The sequence below is a fragment of the Algoriphagus halophilus genome (assembly GCF_900129785.1).
Lineage (GTDB): Bacteria > Bacteroidota > Bacteroidia > Cytophagales > Cyclobacteriaceae > Algoriphagus > Algoriphagus halophilus.
Genome location: NZ_FSRC01000001.1, coordinates 1,019,631 through 1,039,874, shown reverse-complemented (window position 1 = coordinate 1,039,874; position 20,244 = coordinate 1,019,631). Strand labels below are relative to the sequence as shown.

The 20,244-nt window shown below is 37.8% G+C and carries 22 protein-coding genes and 1 pseudogene; 17 read left to right on the top strand and 6 right to left on the bottom strand.

Annotation, left to right across the window (positions count from 1 at the left end; all coding sequences use genetic code 11):
• Positions 1–44: 44 nt before the first annotated feature.
• From BUR11_RS04415 to BUR11_RS04395, 5 genes and pseudogenes are all read left to right on the top strand, one after another.
• On the top strand, positions 45–530 hold the full coding sequence (locus tag BUR11_RS04415) for a hypothetical protein (protein WP_074223595.1): 486 nt from the start codon (positions 45–47) through the stop codon (positions 528–530).
• A 99-nt stretch (positions 531–629) separates the two neighbouring features.
• Complete coding sequence (locus tag BUR11_RS04410) at positions 630–929, top strand: nucleotidyltransferase family protein (RefSeq protein WP_074223594.1); 300 nt, start codon at positions 630–632, stop codon at positions 927–929.
• Positions 922–1,275: pseudogene (locus tag BUR11_RS04405) on the top strand (HepT-like ribonuclease domain-containing protein). Before BUR11_RS04410 ends, BUR11_RS04405 begins: the two are co-directional and overlap by 8 nt.
• 261 nt (positions 1,276–1,536) lie before the next feature.
• Positions 1,537–2,034 carry a hypothetical protein gene (locus BUR11_RS04400; RefSeq protein WP_159439205.1) on the top strand — a complete coding sequence of 166 codons (498 nt, stop codon included), beginning with the start codon at positions 1,537–1,539 and terminating at the stop codon, positions 2,032–2,034.
• Between the two features lie 188 nt (positions 2,035–2,222).
• Positions 2,223–2,819, top strand: a complete 597-nt coding sequence (locus BUR11_RS04395) for a hypothetical protein (protein ID WP_074223592.1) — start codon at positions 2,223–2,225, stop codon at positions 2,817–2,819.
• 141 nt (positions 2,820–2,960) lie between these two features.
• On the opposite strand, the gene BUR11_RS04390 is transcribed toward BUR11_RS04395, so the two are convergent.
• A complete protein-coding gene (locus tag BUR11_RS04390; protein ID WP_074225110.1) occupies positions 2,961–3,521 on the bottom strand; it encodes an OsmC family protein in 561 nt (186 codons plus the stop codon).
• Positions 3,522–3,692: 171 nt separating this feature from the next.
• Here BUR11_RS04390 and BUR11_RS04385 point away from each other — a divergent pair, with 171 nt between their 5' ends.
• From BUR11_RS04385 to rsgA, 7 genes are all read left to right on the top strand, one after another.
• The gene (locus BUR11_RS04385; protein ID WP_074223591.1) at positions 3,693–5,600 is read left to right on the top strand and encodes a sigma-54-dependent Fis family transcriptional regulator; all 1,908 of its coding nucleotides are present in this window, start codon (positions 3,693–3,695) and stop codon (positions 5,598–5,600) included.
• Positions 5,601–5,943: 343 nt separating this feature from the next.
• Positions 5,944–7,158, top strand: coding sequence for an alpha/beta hydrolase-fold protein (locus tag BUR11_RS04380; protein ID WP_159439204.1), 1,215 nt, complete (start codon positions 5,944–5,946; stop codon positions 7,156–7,158).
• A 270-nt stretch (positions 7,159–7,428) separates the two neighbouring features.
• Positions 7,429–9,588: a prolyl oligopeptidase family serine peptidase gene (locus BUR11_RS04375; RefSeq protein ID WP_074223590.1), complete on the top strand. Its 2,160-nt coding sequence runs from the start codon at positions 7,429–7,431 to the stop codon at positions 9,586–9,588.
• A gap of 281 nt (positions 9,589–9,869) precedes the next feature.
• A complete protein-coding gene (locus BUR11_RS04370; RefSeq protein ID WP_074223589.1) occupies positions 9,870–10,223 on the top strand; it encodes a hypothetical protein in 354 nt (117 codons plus the stop codon).
• Between the two features lie 214 nt (positions 10,224–10,437).
• A complete protein-coding gene (locus BUR11_RS21075; RefSeq protein ID WP_074223588.1) occupies positions 10,438–10,680 on the top strand; it encodes a hypothetical protein in 243 nt (80 codons plus the stop codon).
• Between the two features lie 349 nt (positions 10,681–11,029).
• On the top strand, positions 11,030–11,824 hold the full coding sequence (locus BUR11_RS04360; RefSeq protein WP_074223587.1) for a cation transporter: 795 nt from the start codon (positions 11,030–11,032) through the stop codon (positions 11,822–11,824).
• A gap of 118 nt (positions 11,825–11,942) precedes the next feature.
• Positions 11,943–13,028: a ribosome small subunit-dependent GTPase A gene (gene rsgA / locus BUR11_RS04355; RefSeq protein WP_234982089.1), complete on the top strand. Its 1,086-nt coding sequence runs from the start codon at positions 11,943–11,945 to the stop codon at positions 13,026–13,028.
• A 92-nt stretch (positions 13,029–13,120) separates the two neighbouring features.
• Here rsgA and BUR11_RS04350 read toward each other — a convergent pair whose 3' ends face one another.
• Both BUR11_RS04350 and BUR11_RS04345 read right to left on the bottom strand, forming a co-directional pair.
• Positions 13,121–13,516: a DUF1573 domain-containing protein gene (locus BUR11_RS04350; RefSeq protein WP_074223585.1), complete on the bottom strand. Its 396-nt coding sequence runs from the start codon at positions 13,514–13,516 to the stop codon at positions 13,121–13,123.
• Between the two features lie 122 nt (positions 13,517–13,638).
• Complete coding sequence (locus BUR11_RS04345) at positions 13,639–15,084, bottom strand: ATP-dependent DNA helicase (protein ID WP_074223584.1); 1,446 nt, start codon at positions 15,082–15,084, stop codon at positions 13,639–13,641.
• A 14-nt stretch (positions 15,085–15,098) separates the two neighbouring features.
• On the opposite strand from BUR11_RS04345, the gene BUR11_RS04340 reads away from it, so the two are divergent.
• The 4 genes from BUR11_RS04340 to coaD are packed head-to-tail and all read left to right on the top strand — an operon-like array spanning position 15,099 to position 17,528.
• Complete coding sequence (locus tag BUR11_RS04340; RefSeq protein WP_074223583.1) at positions 15,099–15,608, top strand: NUDIX domain-containing protein; 510 nt, start codon at positions 15,099–15,101, stop codon at positions 15,606–15,608.
• A 48-nt stretch (positions 15,609–15,656) separates the two neighbouring features.
• Positions 15,657–16,238, top strand: a complete 582-nt coding sequence (locus BUR11_RS04335; protein ID WP_074223582.1) for a hypothetical protein — start codon at positions 15,657–15,659, stop codon at positions 16,236–16,238.
• 12 nt (positions 16,239–16,250) lie between these two features.
• The gene (locus tag BUR11_RS04330) at positions 16,251–17,069 is read left to right on the top strand and encodes a DUF3822 family protein (RefSeq protein WP_159439203.1); all 819 of its coding nucleotides are present in this window, start codon (positions 16,251–16,253) and stop codon (positions 17,067–17,069) included.
• 3 nt (positions 17,070–17,072) lie between these two features.
• Complete coding sequence (gene coaD, locus BUR11_RS04325; RefSeq protein ID WP_074223580.1) at positions 17,073–17,528, top strand: pantetheine-phosphate adenylyltransferase; 456 nt, start codon at positions 17,073–17,075, stop codon at positions 17,526–17,528.
• Here coaD and BUR11_RS04320 read toward each other — a convergent pair.
• Entirely contained in the window at positions 17,516–18,205 is a 690-nt protein-coding gene (locus BUR11_RS04320) for an NUDIX hydrolase (protein ID WP_074223579.1), read from the bottom strand. The genes coaD and BUR11_RS04320 overlap by 13 nt on opposite strands.
• Before the next feature lie 97 nt (positions 18,206–18,302).
• Here BUR11_RS04320 and pyrE point away from each other — a divergent pair, with 97 nt between their 5' ends.
• Positions 18,303–18,947 (top strand): orotate phosphoribosyltransferase, encoded by a 645-nt coding sequence (pyrE, locus tag BUR11_RS04315; protein ID WP_074223578.1) that lies wholly within the window; start codon positions 18,303–18,305, stop codon positions 18,945–18,947.
• An 87-nt stretch (positions 18,948–19,034) separates the two neighbouring features.
• Here the strand turns inward: pyrE and BUR11_RS04310 are convergent, their stop codons facing one another.
• The gene (locus BUR11_RS04310) at positions 19,035–19,571 is read right to left on the bottom strand and encodes a hypothetical protein (RefSeq protein WP_074223577.1); all 537 of its coding nucleotides are present in this window, start codon (positions 19,569–19,571) and stop codon (positions 19,035–19,037) included.
• A gap of 100 nt (positions 19,572–19,671) precedes the next feature.
• On the bottom strand, positions 19,672–20,187 hold the full coding sequence (locus BUR11_RS04305) for a gamma carbonic anhydrase family protein (RefSeq protein ID WP_074223576.1): 516 nt from the start codon (positions 20,185–20,187) through the stop codon (positions 19,672–19,674).
• Positions 20,188–20,244: the final 57 nt, after the last annotated feature.

Below are 20,244 nucleotides of genomic sequence, written 5' to 3'. Positions count from 1 at the left end.
ATGACGTCCCGTAATACAAACTTCTTCAGATAATTGGAGAAGAAGTGAAAAATGGTTTGATCGGAAGCACCACTTATTTCATTAAGTCCTTTGATTCAGTGGAGCGAATAGAGTTGATGGAGAATGCGAAAGGAATCCTTCAAACATTCACGAATGGACTTCTGCTAAGAGTATTCAAGAACAATCAATCTATTTCCATCCCCATTCCTTTCTCAGACATCAGTAAACTTGAACTTAGAAAAGGTCAAGAGATTGTTGAACCTATTTGGCTTTATCCTATGTGGATACTCTTGAAACTTGGAGTTCGTATTGAAATTGCGAGATACTTCAGAATGAGAGTTGGAGAGTATTCAATAGATCCAACAGTTCTAGAAATCGAAACCCGAGATTTTAAACTTGGACTCGAAACCAATGGCTACACCTTCGACAGTCAGGAGAACTACTTTTCAAAATTCACTGAAATAAAGGACTTAAAAATAAAAAAGCCTGTACCTAACAAAGGCAAAGCAAACATGCTCGGGGAACGGTAAACATTCACATATTATCTTTCAAACCAAATTCATCTTGGCGTTAGGCAACATTATCATAGCCTTAGTTTCCTTTTTCAATCATTTTCGTATTTATGAGATATGGGTATAGTAAAAAACAATATTGATAAAATCATTCAATTATGCTCTTCGCACGAAGTGGATAAGCTATACCTTTTTGGTTCTGCTGAAACTGATGCTTTTACAGAATCAAGTGATGTGGACTTGCTTGTTAGCTTCCGTAAGTTTGATTTAGGTCGTTATTTTGAAAACTACATGGACTTTAAAAGTAAGCTTGAGGGCTTATTGAAACGGAAAGTCGATTTAGTTGAAGAACAAACTTTAAAAAACCCTGTTTTGATCCGCTCTATAGAAAGAACAAAACAGTTGATCTATGGATGAGAGAATTGAAAAGTGGTTGTTTGACATCAAACTATCAATTGAGGAAATTGAATCATTTTTTCCAGAAGAAGAGTTTAACTTTTTCGATTATAAGGAAAATACAATGTTGAAAAGAGCGGTTGAACGTAACCTTGAAATCATTGGAGAAGCAGTTAATCGAATCTTAAAAAGGGATGATTTATTTGAAGAGAAAATAAAAAATGCTCGTGCAATTGTAGGATTAAGAAATTAAGTGATTCACGCTTACGATAGTATATCAGATGAAAACATTTGGTCGATTTTGATCAATCATCTTCCGAAATTAAAAACGGAAGTGGATTTACTCCTTAAATATCACGTTGCCTAACACGGTGTTAAGCCATGCTAGCCGTTTCGGTTCAGAATCCCCCACCTCACCCAAATCACCAAACAAAGCTTCCTAAAAACGAATTACGCTTTACCTCAGAATGCTTTATTTTTATCCAAATGTGTAGCTTCGTGGCAACTAAACGCACAGGCTAATACACAAACGTTAGCAATAATTGAAAATTCACAATTGAAGAAAATTACTGAAGTAGAACGAATAGGAAATGGGCAAACGAAGGTGAGCTTTAAATTCCCAATAACCATGTTCGAATTCCTTTTCCTTTTTATTCTTGGGATGGCTTTAATTGTATTAGCTTTTCTTAATATGAAAATGTCCAATACTTTTATAGCTAACATTCTAATATCCATACTTGGAGCATTCGGGCTTTTACTTTTCTTTGGATTTATAGATTTAATAGCACTTAATTTTCGAACATTGATAATCAATAATCAGACTGGAATGGCTGTGTTGAATAAATTCACAGGTAAAAAATTCATTCAAATTGACGATATAAGTCACGTCTTGATAAAGAATAAAAGGAATTCAGGACTAAAAAATTCCAACGGAGCAATTCAAGGATCCGATACTATCGCAAGCTCAATCCACTTACAACTCAAGAGCGGAAAATTGATCAAATTAATTCCTCTGAAGGGAGTGAGAACTTCCAAGAAGAATGCGAACGGTGAACTAATTGAATTGTCTAAGAATTCGGCCAAGGATATTGCCAAATTATTGAATGTTAAAATACTAACTGATTAAAATATTGCTAACAAATGCTATAAATGAATGGGGTTTTAACGGTCAGGATACTTTGGTGGGGATTGGAAAGTCCGCAACAAGTTTTAAATTTAAATAAAGGCGTGGCTATGTGCGAGAGGAAAGGTTAGTGCTTTCTAATCCCCACTCATCATAGCCAAAACGTTGGTATTCATTATAAATAATAAGATATGAAATTAGCAAAAACACTTTGGATACTAGGAAATTTGTTTATAAACATTACCATTGGAATTTATATCTATCTTTCGAGTAAAGCGCCATTAGATCCCCTTGAAAGACATAATTATATAAACGAGAATTGGGATATTTATGCAGGCCATTGGAAAGCCGAATTTGTTTTTATGACTATGATTGCAATTGGAGCAATTTATTTCGCTATTAACTTTAAAAAGATTAGTTGGACGTTAGTTTCTGTTGGCCAATTAATTTCACTCAGTTTATATCCAATTATGCTTGGCGGTTATCAAAATACGCCTTTTGAAATTGCAGAAATGGCTAATCAAATGGCTATCGTCGTTTTTGTATTTGGAAATATAGTTTTCCTTGGAGGTCTGATACATCTATATCTCTATGACTTGTTATTAAATAAATGGATTCGATTTTCTGCTGTTGGCTTTGCAAGTATTGCACTTATTGCTTTTTCCATATCATTCATGGGTTTTATCGGCTGGAAACAAGCATTAATAATAGGGCCTCTCACAAATTTACTTTTTCTAATTAATGCTTATTATGGCTTCAAAATCAAATTAGAAAACATGAAAAAATAATTTACGAAATGCCAACAATGTATATAGCGTAGTAAAACACGGCATATACTGAACGTTTACAAAAGACAAATTAATATTAAATAATAAAGGCCCTTATGGTCCTTTATTATTTAATATAAGTTACAAAATGCAACTCTTCCTTTACGCATTAAGTGATAAGGACACTGGAACTTTGTTCGTAACAATGTCAAAAACAGGTGACATATATGCAAAGGAAATTAATTTTTGCTTTTCTTCCTCTGTAAGGTCTCCTTCTATCTTGAAGTTCACTTTGATCTTCTGATACCCATTTCTAATAGTTTCGTCCAATCCTAAAAAACCTTGAACATCGAGATCTCCTTCTAAACTTGACTCTACATGATCCACAGAAATTCCGTTGGCAGCAGCATGAAGCATCATGGTTGTGGTCATACAACCAGCCAAACCATGAAGAATAAATTCTACAGGGTTAGCACCTTCGTTGTTTCCCAATAAAATTGGTGGTTCACTGTTGTCAAAAACAAATGGTTCCTTTCTGGTTTCGTCTTCTCTACAAGCACCATAAAAATCTTGAATAGTACTTCTGTTGTGTCCTCCAGAAATCCATTTGTTTCTAGCTCTAAATTTAAATTTTGCAATTTCAGGGTTAGATTGAATTGCTCCAACGGTATCCATAATATCTTGAGATTTGAATCCGTTTACTGTTTTTTGTAATGTTTCCATTTTTAAAATATTTTTTTGTTTATAATGTTTAGGAATAAACATGCCTCATACCTAAAACACAATACACTGATTATCAGTGTTTTAAAATAAATATTATCAAATAGTGTTGACGATATTTCGTCATAATTCATTTTTCAGGTAACTTAAATTCGTCAGTAATTATTTTTCATCATGCAACCACAAAAAAGCACACCCTCAATAATTGCTTTAAAACAAATTGTAGAAAGTACCTCTCAATTTACAGGGAAAGAATTTTTTGAAGCTTTGGTAAAGCATTTAGCTGAAATTTTAGATGTCTATGGCGTATGGGTCACAGAATACTGGGAGGACCAAAATAAATTGAATGCCCTGGCTTTTTGGTTGGACGGGGCATACGTAGATAAATATGAGTATTCCGTACCCAATACCCCGTGTGAACCCGTTTTAAATGGTCACGACATTTGTCATATACCTAATAAAGTAATTGATCTCTACCCAAAAGACCCTGATCTTAAGCCTTTAGGAGCAGTTAGTTATATGGGCATTTCCTTAAGAGATATAGATGGGAAAATACTTGGCCATTTGGCCTTATTAGACAATAAACCCATGCCTGAAATTCCTGAAGTATTTGCGATTTTTAAAATATTTGCATCAAGAGCAGCTGCAGAGTTAAGGCGTGAACTAATCCAAAAAAAAGTAATTGAAAGTGAATCTAAATTATACAGATTAGTGAATGGCACAACCGATGCTATCATTGAATTCAATTCAGAGTTTAAAATTACTCAAGCTAATGATGCTGCTAATCAACTATTCGAATTTAAAGACCTTGTATTTTTAGGTATAGATGTTAAGAATCTATTTGATGCTCATTCCTCCAAAACCTTTGAATTATCAATTCTAAATTACAACAATTTATGTGACACAAATGGCTCACTAAATTTCGAAGAACCTTTTGTATGTCTCAATTGTAAGGGCGAGTCCTTTCCCACCAAAATAAATCTATCCTCCTACCTATTTGAGAATAATCTATACTATGCATTATTTATAAGAAACATTAAAGATGAGGTATCCAGCAATATGAAAATTAAAGAATTACATGCTGAAACTGCCATGCTCAAAGAAAAAGTAAATGCACAACAATTCAATTATATTATTGGTGACAGTGAGCCTATCAAAAAATGTCTTGAACAAGTAATACAGGTTGCAAGGACTAATGCCAATGTATTGATTCTTGGTGAAACTGGCACAGGAAAGGAATTATTTGCTAAAGCGGTACATGAGTCAAGTGATCGAAGTTCTAAACCTATGATCACATTAAATTGCGCCGCGCTACCTGCTGAATTAATCGAAAGTGAACTCTTTGGACATGTTAAAGGGGCTTTTACTGGAGCATTAACAGCAAGAGAAGGCCGGTTTTCATTAGCAGATCAAGGAAGCATATTTCTTGATGAAATAGCCGAGCTTCCATTGCCATTACAAGCAAAATTATTACGGGTGATTCAAGAAGGTACTTTCGAGCCTGTTGGAAGTTCGGAAACCAAAAAAGTGGACGTTAGAATAATTGCAGCAACCCATAGAAATCTTCAAAAACAAATTGAAGAAGGTAAATTTAGAGAAGATCTCTTTTACAGACTTAATGTTTTTCCCATCAATATACCGCCTCTAAGAGAAAGAGGAGATGACATTACACTGATTGCTAATGCCTTTTTTGAAAAATTCACCAAAAACAAAGCCCTGTATGTAATGCCATTAACGAAAAGGGATTTGAATAAACTATCGTTATATCATTGGCCGGGAAATGTCAGAGAGCTTCAAAATATTATTGAACGAGGTGTTATCACTTCCAAGGATGGAAATTTTAATCTTGATTCCATTTTGCCTAATTCAGAAAATAAAACCCCTGAAAACTCTAAAAGTCCCAGCATACTTACTAATGATGATATTATAGAAATAGAAAAAAACAATATTATAAATGCTTTAAATCTTACAAACTGGAGAATTTCAGGTGAAGATGGCGCTGCCCATTTACTGAACCTTCCTAGAACTACCTTAACTTCTAAAATTAAAAAATTTGGAATAAAGCAAGTAGCTATTGGGTAAACTGATTAGCTTAATGAAGCTTTAGTATTCTTATAACTAGATAACAACTAAATGGCGTAATTCTGATAAAATCGCTCTTATTCTAAAATAAAATAATCATCATTAACAGAGGATAAACATAAAAAATAAAATATAAAAAACCTTTTACCACAAAACCAATACGTAATATAGGTTGTAGTATTGAAATGAAAGTCGGTGAAAATTAACAAACATATTGGTTGGCTGAGAATGGAGTACATCCTAATCCCGCACTACGCATAGCCAAACCGTTAGCCTCAAATACTAAAAAAAAATAAATTATATGATTAATAAGCCACTAATAATACTTACAATCTCACTAATAATGATTATTCATAATTCATTATTTTCTCAATCAAAAAAGGACCAACAGTATTTATTTGAAATAGGGCTTGTTGATAGTTTATATTCAAAAACATTAGGTGAATACAGAAAGATCTGGGTACATGTACCGGAAAGTGTAACATCTGACAAGAACAAAAAATATCCGGTTCTCATCGTTTTAGATGGAGATACACAGCTACTTAAAATTAGAGCAATTCTGCAGCAACTTGAAGGGGTTAAAGTACCCGAAATGATTATTATTGGAGTAGATAATAATACTAACAGACTAAGAGATTTAACACCAACAAAACCCCACAATCCAAGTCCTGCTTCCCCTTTACCTGGTGGTGGGGAGAAATTTACTCAGTTTATTCAAAATGAATTGCTTCCTTATGTAGATAGCAAATATCCTACAACACCTTATCGCACCTTTTTTGGACATTCAATTGGGGGTTTACTTGTATTAAATTCATTATTTTTAAATTCCGCTAGTTTTAATAACTATATAGCAATTGAACCCAGTCTATGGAGGGGTGGCGATTACGATTATTTAAAAGAGTATTCGACTTATTTAAAGAACACTCAATTTTTTCAAAAATCACTTTTTGTAGGAGTTGCTAATACGATGTCAAGATTAAATTTAAATCTTGACACGACTTCTGTTTTAAAAGATAACTCAAGAGCAACAGAACATATTCGTCATATTTTGACCTTTGCAAAGACAGCAAGTGAAACTAATCAAAATAAACTAAATTTTGATTGGAAGTATTATGACAATGAAGACCATAATAGTGTTGTTCTAAGATCAACCTATGATGCTTTATGTTTTCTCTTTAGTTGGTACCCAGAAAATAAAAATGATTTGATGAAAATTAAAAACGCTGATACGCCTGTAGACGAAGCACTCAACATTTTTAATAAACGAAATAAAGAACTAAGTAGTCATTTTGGGTATACTGTTATGCCGGAAGAACAAGTAATAAATCGACTTGGTTATCAATTATTATCGATGGGTCAGAGTGAAAAATCATATGCTTTCTTTAAAATAAACATTGACTATTATCCCAAAAGTCCTAATGTATATGATTCTATGGCAGATTATTTTGAATCTGAAAAAGACAAAGAAAACGCATTAAAGTATGCAAGAATAGCATATGAAATTAGTGGCGAAGACTACTATAAGGATAGAATAAAAAAGCTTGAATCAAATAAATAATAGAGGCTAACAACACCTAAGAAAACATGAGTCGGACAGTGGTTCCCGCAAGGTTCGTTCTTCGTGGCCTTCTTTGTTACAGACGAATAGAAAAGTACTCTGAAAGGCCCCAAGCTTCTTTACTCCAAGCTGTTATATTCCAGGGAAGAGGTAAGGAGAAAACCAAAAAAATCCGACTTGGAAAACCTTCAGAAAACGTACGCTTCATTGGCGAGAGCGCTATTTGAGCAGTATAAGATTATTTCACTAGACAATTACTAAAACAAACACATGCAACAGATCTCTTTTTGGCAAACATGGGTAGTGGCAGGCTTACTGATGATGTTGCCCTCAATAGTAACAGCACAGGAAGGTGAGCTCACTCTTGATGACCTATTCGCAACGCCAAAATTGACGGGAACAACCCCGTCCCAACCCACTTGGGCACCAAACAGCAAGCACTTCGCCTTTTCCTGGAGTGAACCAGGAAATCCTAGGCGTGGCCTCTGGGTATTCACAAGCGATGGGAAGCAAGTGCGCCTTAATTCCGATACGGCATCCGCATCAGTGCGCGATATTGCATGGACCGACGCGAACACAATCGTCAGCCTGCGAGGTAACAACTTATGGCAGACTTCGCTGAGCCAGAGAAACGACCTCCAGTTGATGCCCGTCCAGGCAGATGCACATAACCTGTCGATATCGCCAAACGGCAAGCAAGCGGCATATATACGGAACGGTGACCTTTGGCTTGCTGACTTCCCTTCCAAACAGAATCGCCAGCTCACCAAGATCGGCATCGCCAGTCTCTCGAGCTTACAGAAGGGGCGCTACAGTCGACCGGAACGTGAAATCGGTCCAGGCATCTGGAGTGGACCAACGTACAAATGGTCCCCGGATGGCAAAACAATTGCATTTCACATCGTTGACAGACGTGAGATGCGAAAGGTACCGTTCCCGGATTACCTCGCTGATGAAACGAATCCCAACGTAGTACGCAGAAGTTACCCGGGCGATCCAAATGAGATTCGTAGGGTTGGACTGCTCGATGTAGAAAGTGGTAACATTATATACCTAGATTTGCCAGATCCGCATGCCAACCAGGTCATCGACTTCAACTGGTCACCAAGCGGTGCGCTGCTGGTGGATATCGCATCCGACACGGCGGTTGAACGTAAGTTGTTTGTAGGTGCACCCGGAGAAAGCCAACTGCGCGAGATTTGGCGAGGTGTTCGAGAGAGCCGCATGTATACATCGTTTGGGTCTACCTGGCATCCGGATGGAAAGAAGGTTGTTTTCTTAAGCGATATGGGTGATCGCTACGGCCTGTACACGATCGATGCCTCACCGTCTGGGGATCTTCCGCAGCTCCTGACAGATCCGTCCTACGATGTACTGTCCGCTCCAAGTATTGCTGGTGATGCACTGTTTTATCCAGGCAACGGCGTCAATCCGTACGAACAACACGTGTATCGCCTGAAGATGTCCGGTGGCGATCCAGAGCAGGTGACACGTCTTTCGGGCAGGAACGATGGCTACCCCTCACCGGATGGCCGGCACTTGGTGTTCATGCACAGCAATGACACATCACCGCCCGAGCTTTATGTGGTAAGCAGCGAGGGTGGTGACGCTACGCGAGTAACCAATTCCCCGTTGCCCGCCTTCACGGAGCGAACCTGGGCGGCTGCGGAATACGTTAGTTTCCCCAGTCTTGTAGATGAATACACGCTGCATGCACGGATTCTGAAACCTACAAATATGCAGCCCGGTAAGAAGTATCCAGTGCTGTTTGGGCCCGTGTATTCGAATACAGCGAGAAACCGCTGGGCCGGTAACTACAGCCTCGTGCAGCAACTGTTGGTCAAGAAGGGATATATTATCATGCAGGTGGATTCACGAGGTAGCGACGGTTATGGTAGAGCATTCCGTGAAGAGTTCCTGCTGGGTTTTGCGGACCAGGACATTGAGGATTATGCAAGTGCCGTTGCCTACATGGAGTCACTGGATTATGTCGATCCCGATCGCATCGGTATTTGGGGCAGCAGTTACGGTGGCACACTCTCCGTTTATTCGCTGTTGATGAAGCCGGGCTTATTCCAGGTAGGGGTTGCTGCAGCAGCGGCTGTTGACCCGATGTTCTTTGGCACGGACGATGTTGCGATTGTCCGTACCCCACAGACACACCCGGAGATCTTCGATAGAAAAGCACTCAAGTATGCATCAAATCTGCAGGATAAACTCCTGTTTATCCACGGTATGCAAGACCATGTGGTCCCCTTCAAGACAGTGACCGTGTTAGCTGAAGAACTGATTAAACAGGGAAAGGACTTCGACTTTGCGTTTGCACCGGGTGCAACACATGGATGGAGCCGTGAGCAAAATTACGATCGCTACCTGTTTGGTAAGATAATCGAATACTTTGACCGACACCTAGCCGTTCCGTCTAAGTAGATGCTTGTAGGTCTCTTGTTTCTAGGGGTTAAGGAACACCGGGTAACAAACGATATACCACATGCATCACCTTAGTTACCTGACAGTGAAACGCAACTAAGAAAATTTACCGATATTTGAAAGCCCAGAGGCATGTGCCATATCTGGACGTTAGCAAATAATATTTCCAGATTTTTTTAGTTAAAACAAAAACAAGCCACTGTAAGTACTATATAAAACCAGTGGCATTTTTCTTAATCCTTGTCTATTTGTTGAAACCCAACTACAAACTATTTCATACTATGAATCGCTTGTTTTTATTATTCTGCTTGACTTTTGTCTCCGCGTATGAAGTCCATGCGCAAACAACATTTGTACTCGAACCCTCTCAAAGTATGATTATGACAGGAAAAGGACCTGGTCAAGACGCGACGATTAATCCTTACCAAGGACAGGATTGCTTTGCAATTGTTGAAAATATTGGGGACAGGCAATTTACGGTTAGAATTCAACAAGACGGAAAAATCATCAATGAAATCACCATTCTTAAAGGGGAATCAAAAAAGATCAAACTTTTAAAAGAACAAGAACTTTACCTGGACCCCAACCCCAAAGGAACTGCAAAAGCGAGTGTGGATTATGAAAAAATTAAGTAGTAAGTGAATGTTTATTGCAAGCGATATTTTTAAATCCTGTTAAAGTAGTGTCTATAATATAAACATGATTTATGAGGAGGATTTAAGTGGAATACCTCCAATTAGGTTTTCTAGTCCCTTCCCTATTTTTATTTATTACAATTCCATATTTACTGGTTAACAAGGTTTTATATGTTTTTTAAAGTAAATTCATAGACATTAAAATCTTAAAGCCATGTCTATCCGAATCGCGTCCAGCTGCAACCATTGCAACTCTTTTTCCGAATCCCACATGTGCAAAACACATGATTTGAAAGTCAGTGAAGAATACACATGTGACCAATTTTCTATTCTTCAGCAATTAAACAAATCCATGCACTGCAAAAGCTGCCAACGAATGAATCGGGCAGATTGCGAACATCCCGATTTGGCTGCTGATGGAATGCTATGTGCAAGTTGGGCTCCGAAGGTTTCTTGAACAAAAGAGGGCTTCTTGAATGTTTTAGGCCCAAATAAGCATAGGAAATTCCTTTTCCCGAGAAATTAAAAATAGGATTCTACTACTTGATCATACAAGTGGATTAGGTAGCTTATGACCAAAATTAATAAAGCCTGGATGTCCCTATCTCCCATTTCAAACAATTCCCTACCCGAAAGCAAACTACTTTTCCCCTTCATTCGAGCATTATGCTCTCAACCTTAATTTATTTTAATAATAAAACGGGAATCATTAACATCTAAATAATAAACTTACATCTAAGGTGTTCCGTGGGCTAAAAACAAAGCCTATATAACATTTATAAACCACTTGCAAAGCTTCCCCCTGAATGGAAAAATCAACCTTTGAAATTCCAAAAATGGATTGTCCTTCTGAGGAAAATTTAATCCGGATGAAGCTAGATGGATTAGCATGTATTAAACAATTGAAATTTGATATTCCTAACAGGAAATTAACTGTTTACCATCATGGAGGGACTGAAAAAATTGAAGGATCCATTTTGGATTTGAATTTGGGCGGGAATAGGTTGAGAACTGAAAAAATAGAACAATTCGATTTTGAAGAAATTTCCCAACAGAAAAAATTACTCTGGGTAGTCCTTGCGATCAACTTTTCCTTTTTCATCATTGAACTTTCCACTGGTCTGATCTCAAAATCCATGGGATTGGTGGCAGATAGTCTGGATATGCTTGCCGATGCTTTTGTTTATGGAATCAGCCTCTTTGCTGTAGGTGGAACACTGGTTCGGAAAAAGAAAATTGCAAAGCTGGCAGGCTATTTTCAAATTCTATTGGCTGCATTTGGATTCTTGGAAGTATTGAGAAGATTTTTTGGAAATGAAAGCCTTCCCCACTTTACCACCATGATTTATGTTTCTGTCATGGCATTGATTGCAAATGGAATATGCCTCTATTTATTACAACAATCCAAAGGGAAGGAAGAAGCGCATATGAAAGCCAGCATGATTTTCACTTCCAATGATGTCATCATCAATTTAGGAGTCATTATAGCTGGAATTTTGGTGCATTGGCTAAACTCCAATAAGCCTGATTTGATTATTGGGAGCATCGTTTTTGTTTTGGTGGTGCAAGGAGCGCTCAGGATATTGAAATTAGGAAAATAAACCCCTGATCACATTTAGCTAAATCTTCAAACCGAATCCACCCAAGATTTAAAGGATTTTGGTAAATTAATTTGCTTTTACCTACTGGAATTAGTCTGTTGAATTTTTATACTCCCGTTTGACTACGTTAGTAACTGAAATGACTCTGGAAGAATTAGGATATACCGAATCGCTGGCTACTTATCAAAAAGAGCATCATCTTGATTCTTTTTTGGTGGGAAGAGTAATATCCGAACACAAAGAACGGTACCTAGTTAGAACGGCTGACTCGGAATACGACAGTGAAATTATCGGCAATTTAAGATTCACTGCCAATAGCCGGGCTGATTTCCCCGCTGTCGGGGACTGGGTGGCCATTTCTCCTTTCAATGAAAAGGATGCGTTGATACACGCTGTATTTCCCAGAAAAACGATCATCGAACGACAGGCAGTTGGAAAACACGGGGAAAAACAAATTATTGCCACCAATATTGATTACGCTTTTATTGTTTTGGCAGTAGACCGGGATTTCAGCATCAATCGGATCGAACGATACCTCAGTATTTGCTATGCTGCCAAGGTAATCCCTATGATCATCCTCACTAAAATAGATTTAATTGAAGATTCAGAGTTGCAATCCTTGGTAGCAAAAGTTCGGAATAGAATCACAGATGTTCCTTTGTTTACAATAAGTAATGAAAGTTTCATTGGTATTGAGGAGATTAAAAAGATCATTCAAAAAGGTAAATCCTATTGCTTACTGGGGTCCTCTGGGGTTGGTAAATCCAGCCTATCCAATATCCTTTCAGGCAAACAATCCATGAAAACGGATGCCATCAGCACCAGTACAAACCGTGGAAAACATGTGACCAGCCATCGGGAATTATTGATTTTAGAAAATGGAGGAATCCTGATTGATAATCCCGGTATGAGGGAAGTTGGAATGACAGATACCAGTGAAGGCTTAGATCAAACTTTTGAACAGATTATTGCCTTGGCTAAGGAATGTAAATTCAAGGATTGCACCCACACTAGTGAACTGGGTTGTAGCGTCCTAAACGCTTTGGAAAAAGGAGAATTGGATCAATCTTCCTATGAAAACTACCTCAAAATGGAGCGGGAAAAGGCCCATTTCGAATCCACCATAGCAGAAAAACGGAAACGGGACAAGCATTTTGGAAAGATGATGAAGAACTTTAAAAAAGATCAGAACAAGTTTAAATAGCCAAAAACGCTCATTCCTAATTTTTATCCCACAAAAAAACCTCTCGGAAATCCGAGAGGTATATTTTGATTTAATTCGTATTAAACTCTTAATTACTTGGTCTTAGGCAATACATTGGAGATCAAAGAAATCTTCTCTATTGGCTCAGAAGCGTTGGAATAAATTCTAACAACTGAATTTTGCTTACCCATTTTTCCTGCTGAGTTAAAAGAGACTTTAATTTCAGCAGATGTACCTGGAGCAATCGGCTCCTTTGGCCAGCTAGGAACTGTACATCCACAAGTTGCCGCTACATTGGAAATGATCAAGGGAGCTTTTCCAGTGTTGGTTAATTCAAACGTATGTGAAACTTTATCACCTTGAGTAATATCTCCAAAGTCAATTGACTTTTCCTTAAAGGTAATTGCTGCTCCAGAAGCTTCTTGTGCATGGGCATGAAAGACCAAGGCAAATGCAAAAAGGCTAAATAGAATCGCTATTTTTTTCATGGTTAATCTATTTTTTAGTTTCCAAATATTCAATTTTTTCGAATAGCATCAAACAACGAAATTGACTACTAATGGTTTTTTAAATTGAAAATACCTTGCCAAAAATGCTTGAATACTTCACTTTAATCTTCACTTTCTGGTGATTTAACAAAAAATAGTGGATTAAAATTCACCAAATACAATTCCTCCGTAGCCCTTGTGACAGCTGTATACAACCACCTGGTAAAGTCCTTGTCTACTTGATCTTCTTTCAGATATCCTTGATCCACAAAAACCGCCTTCCACTGCCCTCCTTGGGCCTTATGACAGGTCAAAGCATAGGCAAACTTCACTTGCAAGGCATTTAAATAAGGATCCTTTCGAATGAGTTCTTGCCGTTCTACTTTGCTGGCGACATCTGCATAATCTTCTGAAACTTGCTGGTAAAGACTCCTATATTGATCTCTGGTCAAAGAGGGACTCGGAGAATACAGGGTGTCCAAGAGTACTTTTGCCTCAAAGTGAGGTTCATCTGGATAATCCAACAGCCGAAGTTCCAAGGTAGCAAACCTGAATCCATATAATTCTTCAAAGGATCTGATTTTCATCACTTCTGCCATGTCCCCATTGGCCAAGAAATTCACCCGATCCGAGTCAGTCATGTAGGTATAGTTATTTTTTACGATCATCAACAAATCACCGGTACTGATCTCATCTTCAAAAAAATGTATCACTTTCCGGATGTATAGATTATACTGAACTGCTGCTTTATTCGATCTAGTGACGATGGTGGTGTTTTCCGTCCCATATTTATCATAGGCATATCTTAACCCATCTTCCAGCCTTTCTCCGGTCATCTTGAAGGTATCCTTGAATCGATTGGTAGTAATCTGTATTTCCGGTTGCTCTTTTTTTAATTGATCCCTCAGGTTGGTCGCATTGTACAGAATACCAGATTCCAATTTCTGACGCATGACTTCTGTCAATTCAATTTGGTCTGCATCTAGACGAAAATGCCTAAGCAAATACCCGGACTCTAAGGCAGGGCTATAATCACTTCCAACTGGTGGCAATTGCGCGGTATCCCCAACCAAGATCAATCGATTTCCGGTTCCTTGAAAGGTAAATCGGATCAGATCCCCCAGTAAGGTCCCAGACATCCCTCCATCATCAGCAAGCATGGAAGATTCATCAATGATGAAAACAGTATCCTTATAGTAATTTTTCTGAAGGATAAAGCCCATTCCCAGGTTCCCATCTTCTCCTTTGGGCTTATAGATGATTTTGTGAATGGTATAGGCAGCTCTATTGCTATAATTCCCCATCACTTTGGCCGCTCTTCCTGTTGGAGCAAGCAACAGGGCCCTCATATTCAATCGAGGTAAACTTTTCACCAAGGCTGAAATTACAGATGTCTTCCCTGTACCTGCATATCCCCGCAATACAAAGGTGGGTTTGGAACCGGAGTCCATTAACAGGAACTGATCCATTTTCTTAAAAAAGCTGGATTGTCCCGATGTGGGAGGAAATGGGAAATTTTTGATCAATAAATCCGAAGGCTTCGGCAAGTGCTGATTATCTTTAGCCATAGAAACGAATGTAAATGTCAAAAAACGAAATCAGCAAAGAAATCGAATCAAAATTTGGAAATCATTTACGGGTACGGGTAAATGGAATCCTAATCGAGGACAATAAATTATTAATGGTCAAACATTTGATGGGAAATGGAAAGATTTTGTGGTCTGTCCCAGGAGGTGGGATGCATTACGGAGAAAATGCAGCACAAAATCTCATCCGTGAATTCGAAGAAGAAACAGGCCTAAATGTTAAAATTACTAAATATTTGTTCGTTCATGAGTATTTAGACCCTCCATTACATGCCATGGAGCATTTTTTTAACGTAAAATCCACAGGAGGTTCTTTGAAACTCGGAGAAGATCCCGAACTTAGTAAGGAATTCCAGATTCTAAATGAATTGGCATGGATGAGCCTGGAAGATATCCGTTCACTGCCTCAGGACTCCCTTCATCAAATCTTTTGGCGAATAAATTCACTTGAAGACCTAGGTTTGTGGAAAGGATATTTTAATTTTGGAAATATTTCCATAAAATAGCACGTTTTAAAAACCTTCAACCTTACCTTGATTTAAAATTTAATCAAAATGAATCTAACGAAAGTATTATCCTTTGTCTTCCTTTTAGCTGCTCTAGGTCTTGGTTACCTTCTTTGGAAAGGCGTAGATGATGTAGTGGAAACTGAAAAGAGAATTGCTGCAACAGAAGCTGCCATTATCGAAAAGCTCCAAATGCTACGTGATGCTGAATTAGCATACCAAGCAGCCAACGGGAAATATGCAGACAACTGGGACTCCTTGAAGCAATTTATCAAGGAAGGTAAAATATGGTTAGTACAAAGAACAGAAACTACTAAATTGTTAGAATACGGTAAAGAAGAAACCACCGTTACTTTTGACACCTTGGGTTCTGTCAATGTATTAGACTCTTTATTCAACGATAGAAAATACCCAGACTTCAACTTAGAAGCACTTGCTGTGGTTCCAGGTTCAGGCGGAAAGCAATTCGAGTTCTTTGCAGACAAAATCGAAAGAAACAGCTATGAAGTTGCGGTATTCGAGATCAGAGACCCTGCTCCAATCAATCCTGAAAGAAGACTAAACAATAACGAAAAAGCCCTTAAAGTGGGTTCCAGAACTGACGCTTCTACTGAAGGAAACTGGAAATAATCCCTACGGATTTTGGAAAACAATCTTAAAGTATTCAAAAGTGATAAGTTTGATGTGGAAGACACAACGAGCTTATCACTTTTTTTATATCCCAATTCCCTTGCTGTTTTTGCCAAGGATAACAATCAGGCGAATATTGGCATACACTTTTACACGACGTTTAGTTGGGATAAGTTAGATGGACTTCTTGTCACGGACCCTTTATTGAAGTTGGACCTTCCGACCAAAATCTACCTTCATCAACCTGACTTTTGTTTGGTTCCGGGGGTTTTATTCCAACCTGGAAAAGAAGAAACTTACTTATCATTTATTGGAGATCTGAAAAAGGATAACTTTTACTTTTCCACGCCGCTAGATAGCAATAACATCCAGTTGGTTTCTTATTTGAATGGAAAAGCGAAAAAATCCTTAGAAGCAAGATTTTCTGATTTAAGCTTTTATCACGGAGGTACTTCCTTTCTTTCCTACCTTTTCAAGGAGCGGTTTAATTTGATAGGACAGGAAATCCTGGTATGTGTATTTGATCAGTACATCTACCTTGCTGCATTTACTGATCAGGAACTAAGCGTATTCAATATTTTTGAAATTCAAGATAAGGCAGATATCCTCAAATATGTGAGCATCCTTATCGCCCAGCTAAATTTTGATAAGAATTATGTTCGCATCAGTTTATTTGGGGCAACCGAGCAGAATGGAATCTCAGAAGATTGGGGAAAAAGTTATTTCCACCATTTCCGAATGATGACTCCTCATTCCAATCAAAATTATCCCCATGGATTTAAACATTTGAAATCCAGAGGATTATTTGAAACTTACTGGCAATTCGATTAACCCATGAAAAAAGTAGCCATATTTCCAGGTTCATTTGACCCATTTACCATGGGACATCATGACATAGTAATCCGAAGTTTGAAACTTTTTGATGAGGTAATCATCGGGATCGGCTACAACTCCACCAAACAAAATCGCTACTTCGACATCGATGTGATGGTCAGCAAGATCGAAGATGTTTATAAAGGAATAGACTCGGTAAAAGTAATTGTTTACAATGAGCTGACCTCTACCCTAGCTAAAAAACATCATGCATCTTATTTGGTAAGAGGGCTTAGAAATACGACTGATTTTGAATATGAAAATACAATCAGTCAGATGAACCGGTATTTAAACGAAGACCTTGAAACCGTATTCTTGATTACTTCTCCGCCTTTCGCGGCAATCAGTTCGACAGTAATCCGGGAAGTACATCGTTATGGAGGAGATATTTCCGAATTCCTTCCTTACAAAATCTGAACCTTAGGTCGATTTTTTATGAATTGCTTAAACAGGTAGCGCATGGATGGATAGGAATTGACCAAGGCAATTTTGGCATCTGTTTCATAAAACCACCGAATATCATCAATACCCTCCTCTTTTTGAGGTGTCATACCTTTATCATCCAAACATTCCATTTCATACCAAAAAGTCTTTTTAAGAATGCTCTTTCTGTTCTGGGTATAAGTATGCCAGGTGTTGTATAAGTGTTTTTTTGATTTCACTTTGATGGCGCATTCTTCTTCTACTTCACGCACAGCACATTGTTCAGGAGTCTCACCCTTCTCAAATTTTCCTTTAGGAAAGTCCCATTTACCCAATCTATAAATTAATAGAACTTTTTTCTTCTTGTTGGTCACCACCCCTCCCGCGGCTTTAATGATCATAAACCTACTTTTCACAAACTTTTTCAGCGCAGATTTATCATTGGTCACCAAGGTAATGGAATCCAGATTTTTAAGCTTCCGTGTTCTCAGCACATATAATAACTTGATAACCAGATCATGGGAAGGCTCATGAAAAAGAATATCATCATTCCAAGAAACTTGGTTTAACAATTCATCTGGTTGGCGGTAAATCGACTCATAAGATTTCTTTGCATCCAACTCTTCATATGAAAGGAGTTCCAAAGGCTTGTCGTTTACAAAAATTCTCATAGAAATACTGAGTCTTTAATTTACAGAATGAGCCAAAAATGCATAAAAAAATCAGCAGCAACAACCTTCCGCAAAGTTTATCACTTATTTTTGGGGTATGGAAATCTTAGACTCGAGTGTAGCTGCAGAAGTAGCTGATAAATTACTGGAAATACAAGCCATTCGCCTTCAACCAGAAAACCCATTTACTTGGGCTTCTGGATGGAAATCCCCTATCTATTGTGATAATCGACTGTCTTTATCTTTTCCAAAAGTCCGTAATCTTATCAAAGAACAATTGGTAAGAAGTGTGATGCATTATTTCCCGGATGCAGAAGCCATTGCCGGTGTTGCCACTGCAGGTATTCCTCAGGGCGCTTTAATTGCCAATGATCTAGAGCTCCCTTTCATTTATGTTCGTTCCAAGGCCAAAGGTCATGGAATGGAAAATATGATTGAAGGAAAAGTTTCTCCAGGCCAAAAAGTAGTAGTAGTAGAAGATCTAGTTTCAACTGGAGGTAGTTCATTAAAAGCAGTAGAAGACTTAAGGAAAGCTGGATTTGAAGTTCTTGGAATGGTTGCCATTTTCACTTATGGTTTTGATATAGCAGATCAGAATTTTAAAAATTCAAACACCAAGTTGATCTGTTTAAGCCACTACGAAGCTCTTCTTCCTAGAGCGATCCTAAAAAATTATATTACGGATGAAACTTTAAAGTCCCTATCCGCCTGGAGAAAAGACCCAAGTAGTTGGACTCCCTAAATTATAAACATCAATCCCTCATTATATCAATTCTATAGTGAGGGATTTTTTAATAGCGTATAAAATCCGTTAGGGCTTCTTCCAATATTAGATTTCCTTCGCTTCAGAATTCTGGTGCTGTAGGATGGAAAAATTTTTAGTCAAATACAACCTCACCGTTCCTACAAGTAGGAATAATGCTAGTAGGCATACTAACAACCATTTACATGTAGTGATTATGGAAGCCCAAGTTACCATAATGGGCTTTTCTACCGGATAAGAATCTAAAATATGGATGATCAGTATATTTTCAATTAAGTCAAAAAGTACGATTCCTAAAGGAATGAGTAATACTTTAGGTTTTTTCCAAACTAAAAACAGTAAGCCGCTTGCAAGCATACCATAGACAAACATATAAGGGAAGTCCAATGCTAAAATTCCAACTCGATATAAGTCCCTGTCTGGCTTAGAAAGATTTCCAATAGCGATATAAGCTTGTTCCACCGTGTAGGCAAATTTGAGATCTAAGGCATACTCAGAAGGTAGAAAATAATTCAATAGAAAATTGAATACTAAAAAGAGGAGCGTTAAAGATATCAAAACTGCCCTCCTACTAAGCGATAAAAAAATTGCTTTAGGAATCATAAAAAATGTATTTGACAATAGAAATTTACAAAAAAATATAATTTAAACCATTAAATGCTAGCTATTTTTTTATGGTACTTCAGATAAATTTTAGAAATATTTATTCTTTTTCAAACCATGAGGCATACATCGGGTAATTTTTAGCAGTCCTATCAATGACCTCCTGCATAGCGTCCCCTGTATCCTTCACTTTTTTTGCAGGCATACCTGCATAAATCGAATTCGCCTCCACCACAGTTCCAGCCAAAACCACTGCTCCAGCAGCGATGACTGCACCGGAATGAACCACTGCCCCATCCATTACAATAGCTCCCATTCCAATTAACACTCGGTCATGAATGGTACAGCCATGAACTACGGCATTATGAGCGATCGAAACTTTATTTCCAATGATCGTAGGATACTTCTGATAAGTACAGTGGATTACCGCCCCATCTTGTATGTTGGTATCATCCCCAATTTCAATTTTATGAACATCTCCCCTGATAACTGCGTTAAACCAAACTGTGCAGTTTTTACCCATCATAACCTCACCTACTACTGTTGAATTAGGTGCGAGCCAACAATTTTCACCAAAAGACGGTTCTTTTGAATTCACTGGAATAATTAATGCCATCACGTATTTACAATTAGGTTTCACTCAAATCTAAGTAGATAAATTTTGCGACATAAA

Coding starts and splice junctions, on each gene's coding strand:
- BUR11_RS04410 (WP_074223594.1), top strand. CDS start 630: ATGGGTATAGTAAAAAACAATATTGATAAAATCATTCAATTATGCTCT.
- BUR11_RS04400 (WP_159439205.1), top strand. CDS start 1,537: ATGTTCGAATTCCTTTTCCTTTTTATTCTTGGGATGGCTTTAATTGTA.
- BUR11_RS04395 (WP_074223592.1), top strand. CDS start 2,223: ATGAAATTAGCAAAAACACTTTGGATACTAGGAAATTTGTTTATAAAC.
- BUR11_RS04390 (WP_074225110.1), bottom strand. CDS start 3,521: ATGGAAACATTACAAAAAACAGTAAACGGATTCAAATCTCAAGATATT.
- BUR11_RS04385 (WP_074223591.1), top strand. CDS start 3,693: ATGCAACCACAAAAAAGCACACCCTCAATAATTGCTTTAAAACAAATT.
- BUR11_RS04380 (WP_159439204.1), top strand. CDS start 5,944: ATGATTATTCATAATTCATTATTTTCTCAATCAAAAAAGGACCAACAG.
- BUR11_RS04375 (WP_074223590.1), top strand. CDS start 7,429: ATGCAACAGATCTCTTTTTGGCAAACATGGGTAGTGGCAGGCTTACTG.
- BUR11_RS04370 (WP_074223589.1), top strand. CDS start 9,870: ATGAATCGCTTGTTTTTATTATTCTGCTTGACTTTTGTCTCCGCGTAT.
- BUR11_RS21075 (WP_074223588.1), top strand. CDS start 10,438: ATGTCTATCCGAATCGCGTCCAGCTGCAACCATTGCAACTCTTTTTCC.
- BUR11_RS04360 (WP_074223587.1), top strand. CDS start 11,030: ATGGAAAAATCAACCTTTGAAATTCCAAAAATGGATTGTCCTTCTGAG.
- BUR11_RS04350 (WP_074223585.1), bottom strand. CDS start 13,516: ATGAAAAAAATAGCGATTCTATTTAGCCTTTTTGCATTTGCCTTGGTC.
- BUR11_RS04345 (WP_074223584.1), bottom strand. CDS start 15,084: ATGGCTAAAGATAATCAGCACTTGCCGAAGCCTTCGGATTTATTGATC.
- BUR11_RS04340 (WP_074223583.1), top strand. CDS start 15,099: ATGTCAAAAAACGAAATCAGCAAAGAAATCGAATCAAAATTTGGAAAT.
- BUR11_RS04335 (WP_074223582.1), top strand. CDS start 15,657: ATGAATCTAACGAAAGTATTATCCTTTGTCTTCCTTTTAGCTGCTCTA.
- coaD (WP_074223580.1), top strand. CDS start 17,073: ATGAAAAAAGTAGCCATATTTCCAGGTTCATTTGACCCATTTACCATG.
- BUR11_RS04320 (WP_074223579.1), bottom strand. CDS start 18,205: ATGAGAATTTTTGTAAACGACAAGCCTTTGGAACTCCTTTCATATGAA.
- pyrE (WP_074223578.1), top strand. CDS start 18,303: ATGGAAATCTTAGACTCGAGTGTAGCTGCAGAAGTAGCTGATAAATTA.
- BUR11_RS04310 (WP_074223577.1), bottom strand. CDS start 19,571: ATGATTCCTAAAGCAATTTTTTTATCGCTTAGTAGGAGGGCAGTTTTG.
- BUR11_RS04305 (WP_074223576.1), bottom strand. CDS start 20,187: ATGGCATTAATTATTCCAGTGAATTCAAAAGAACCGTCTTTTGGTGAA.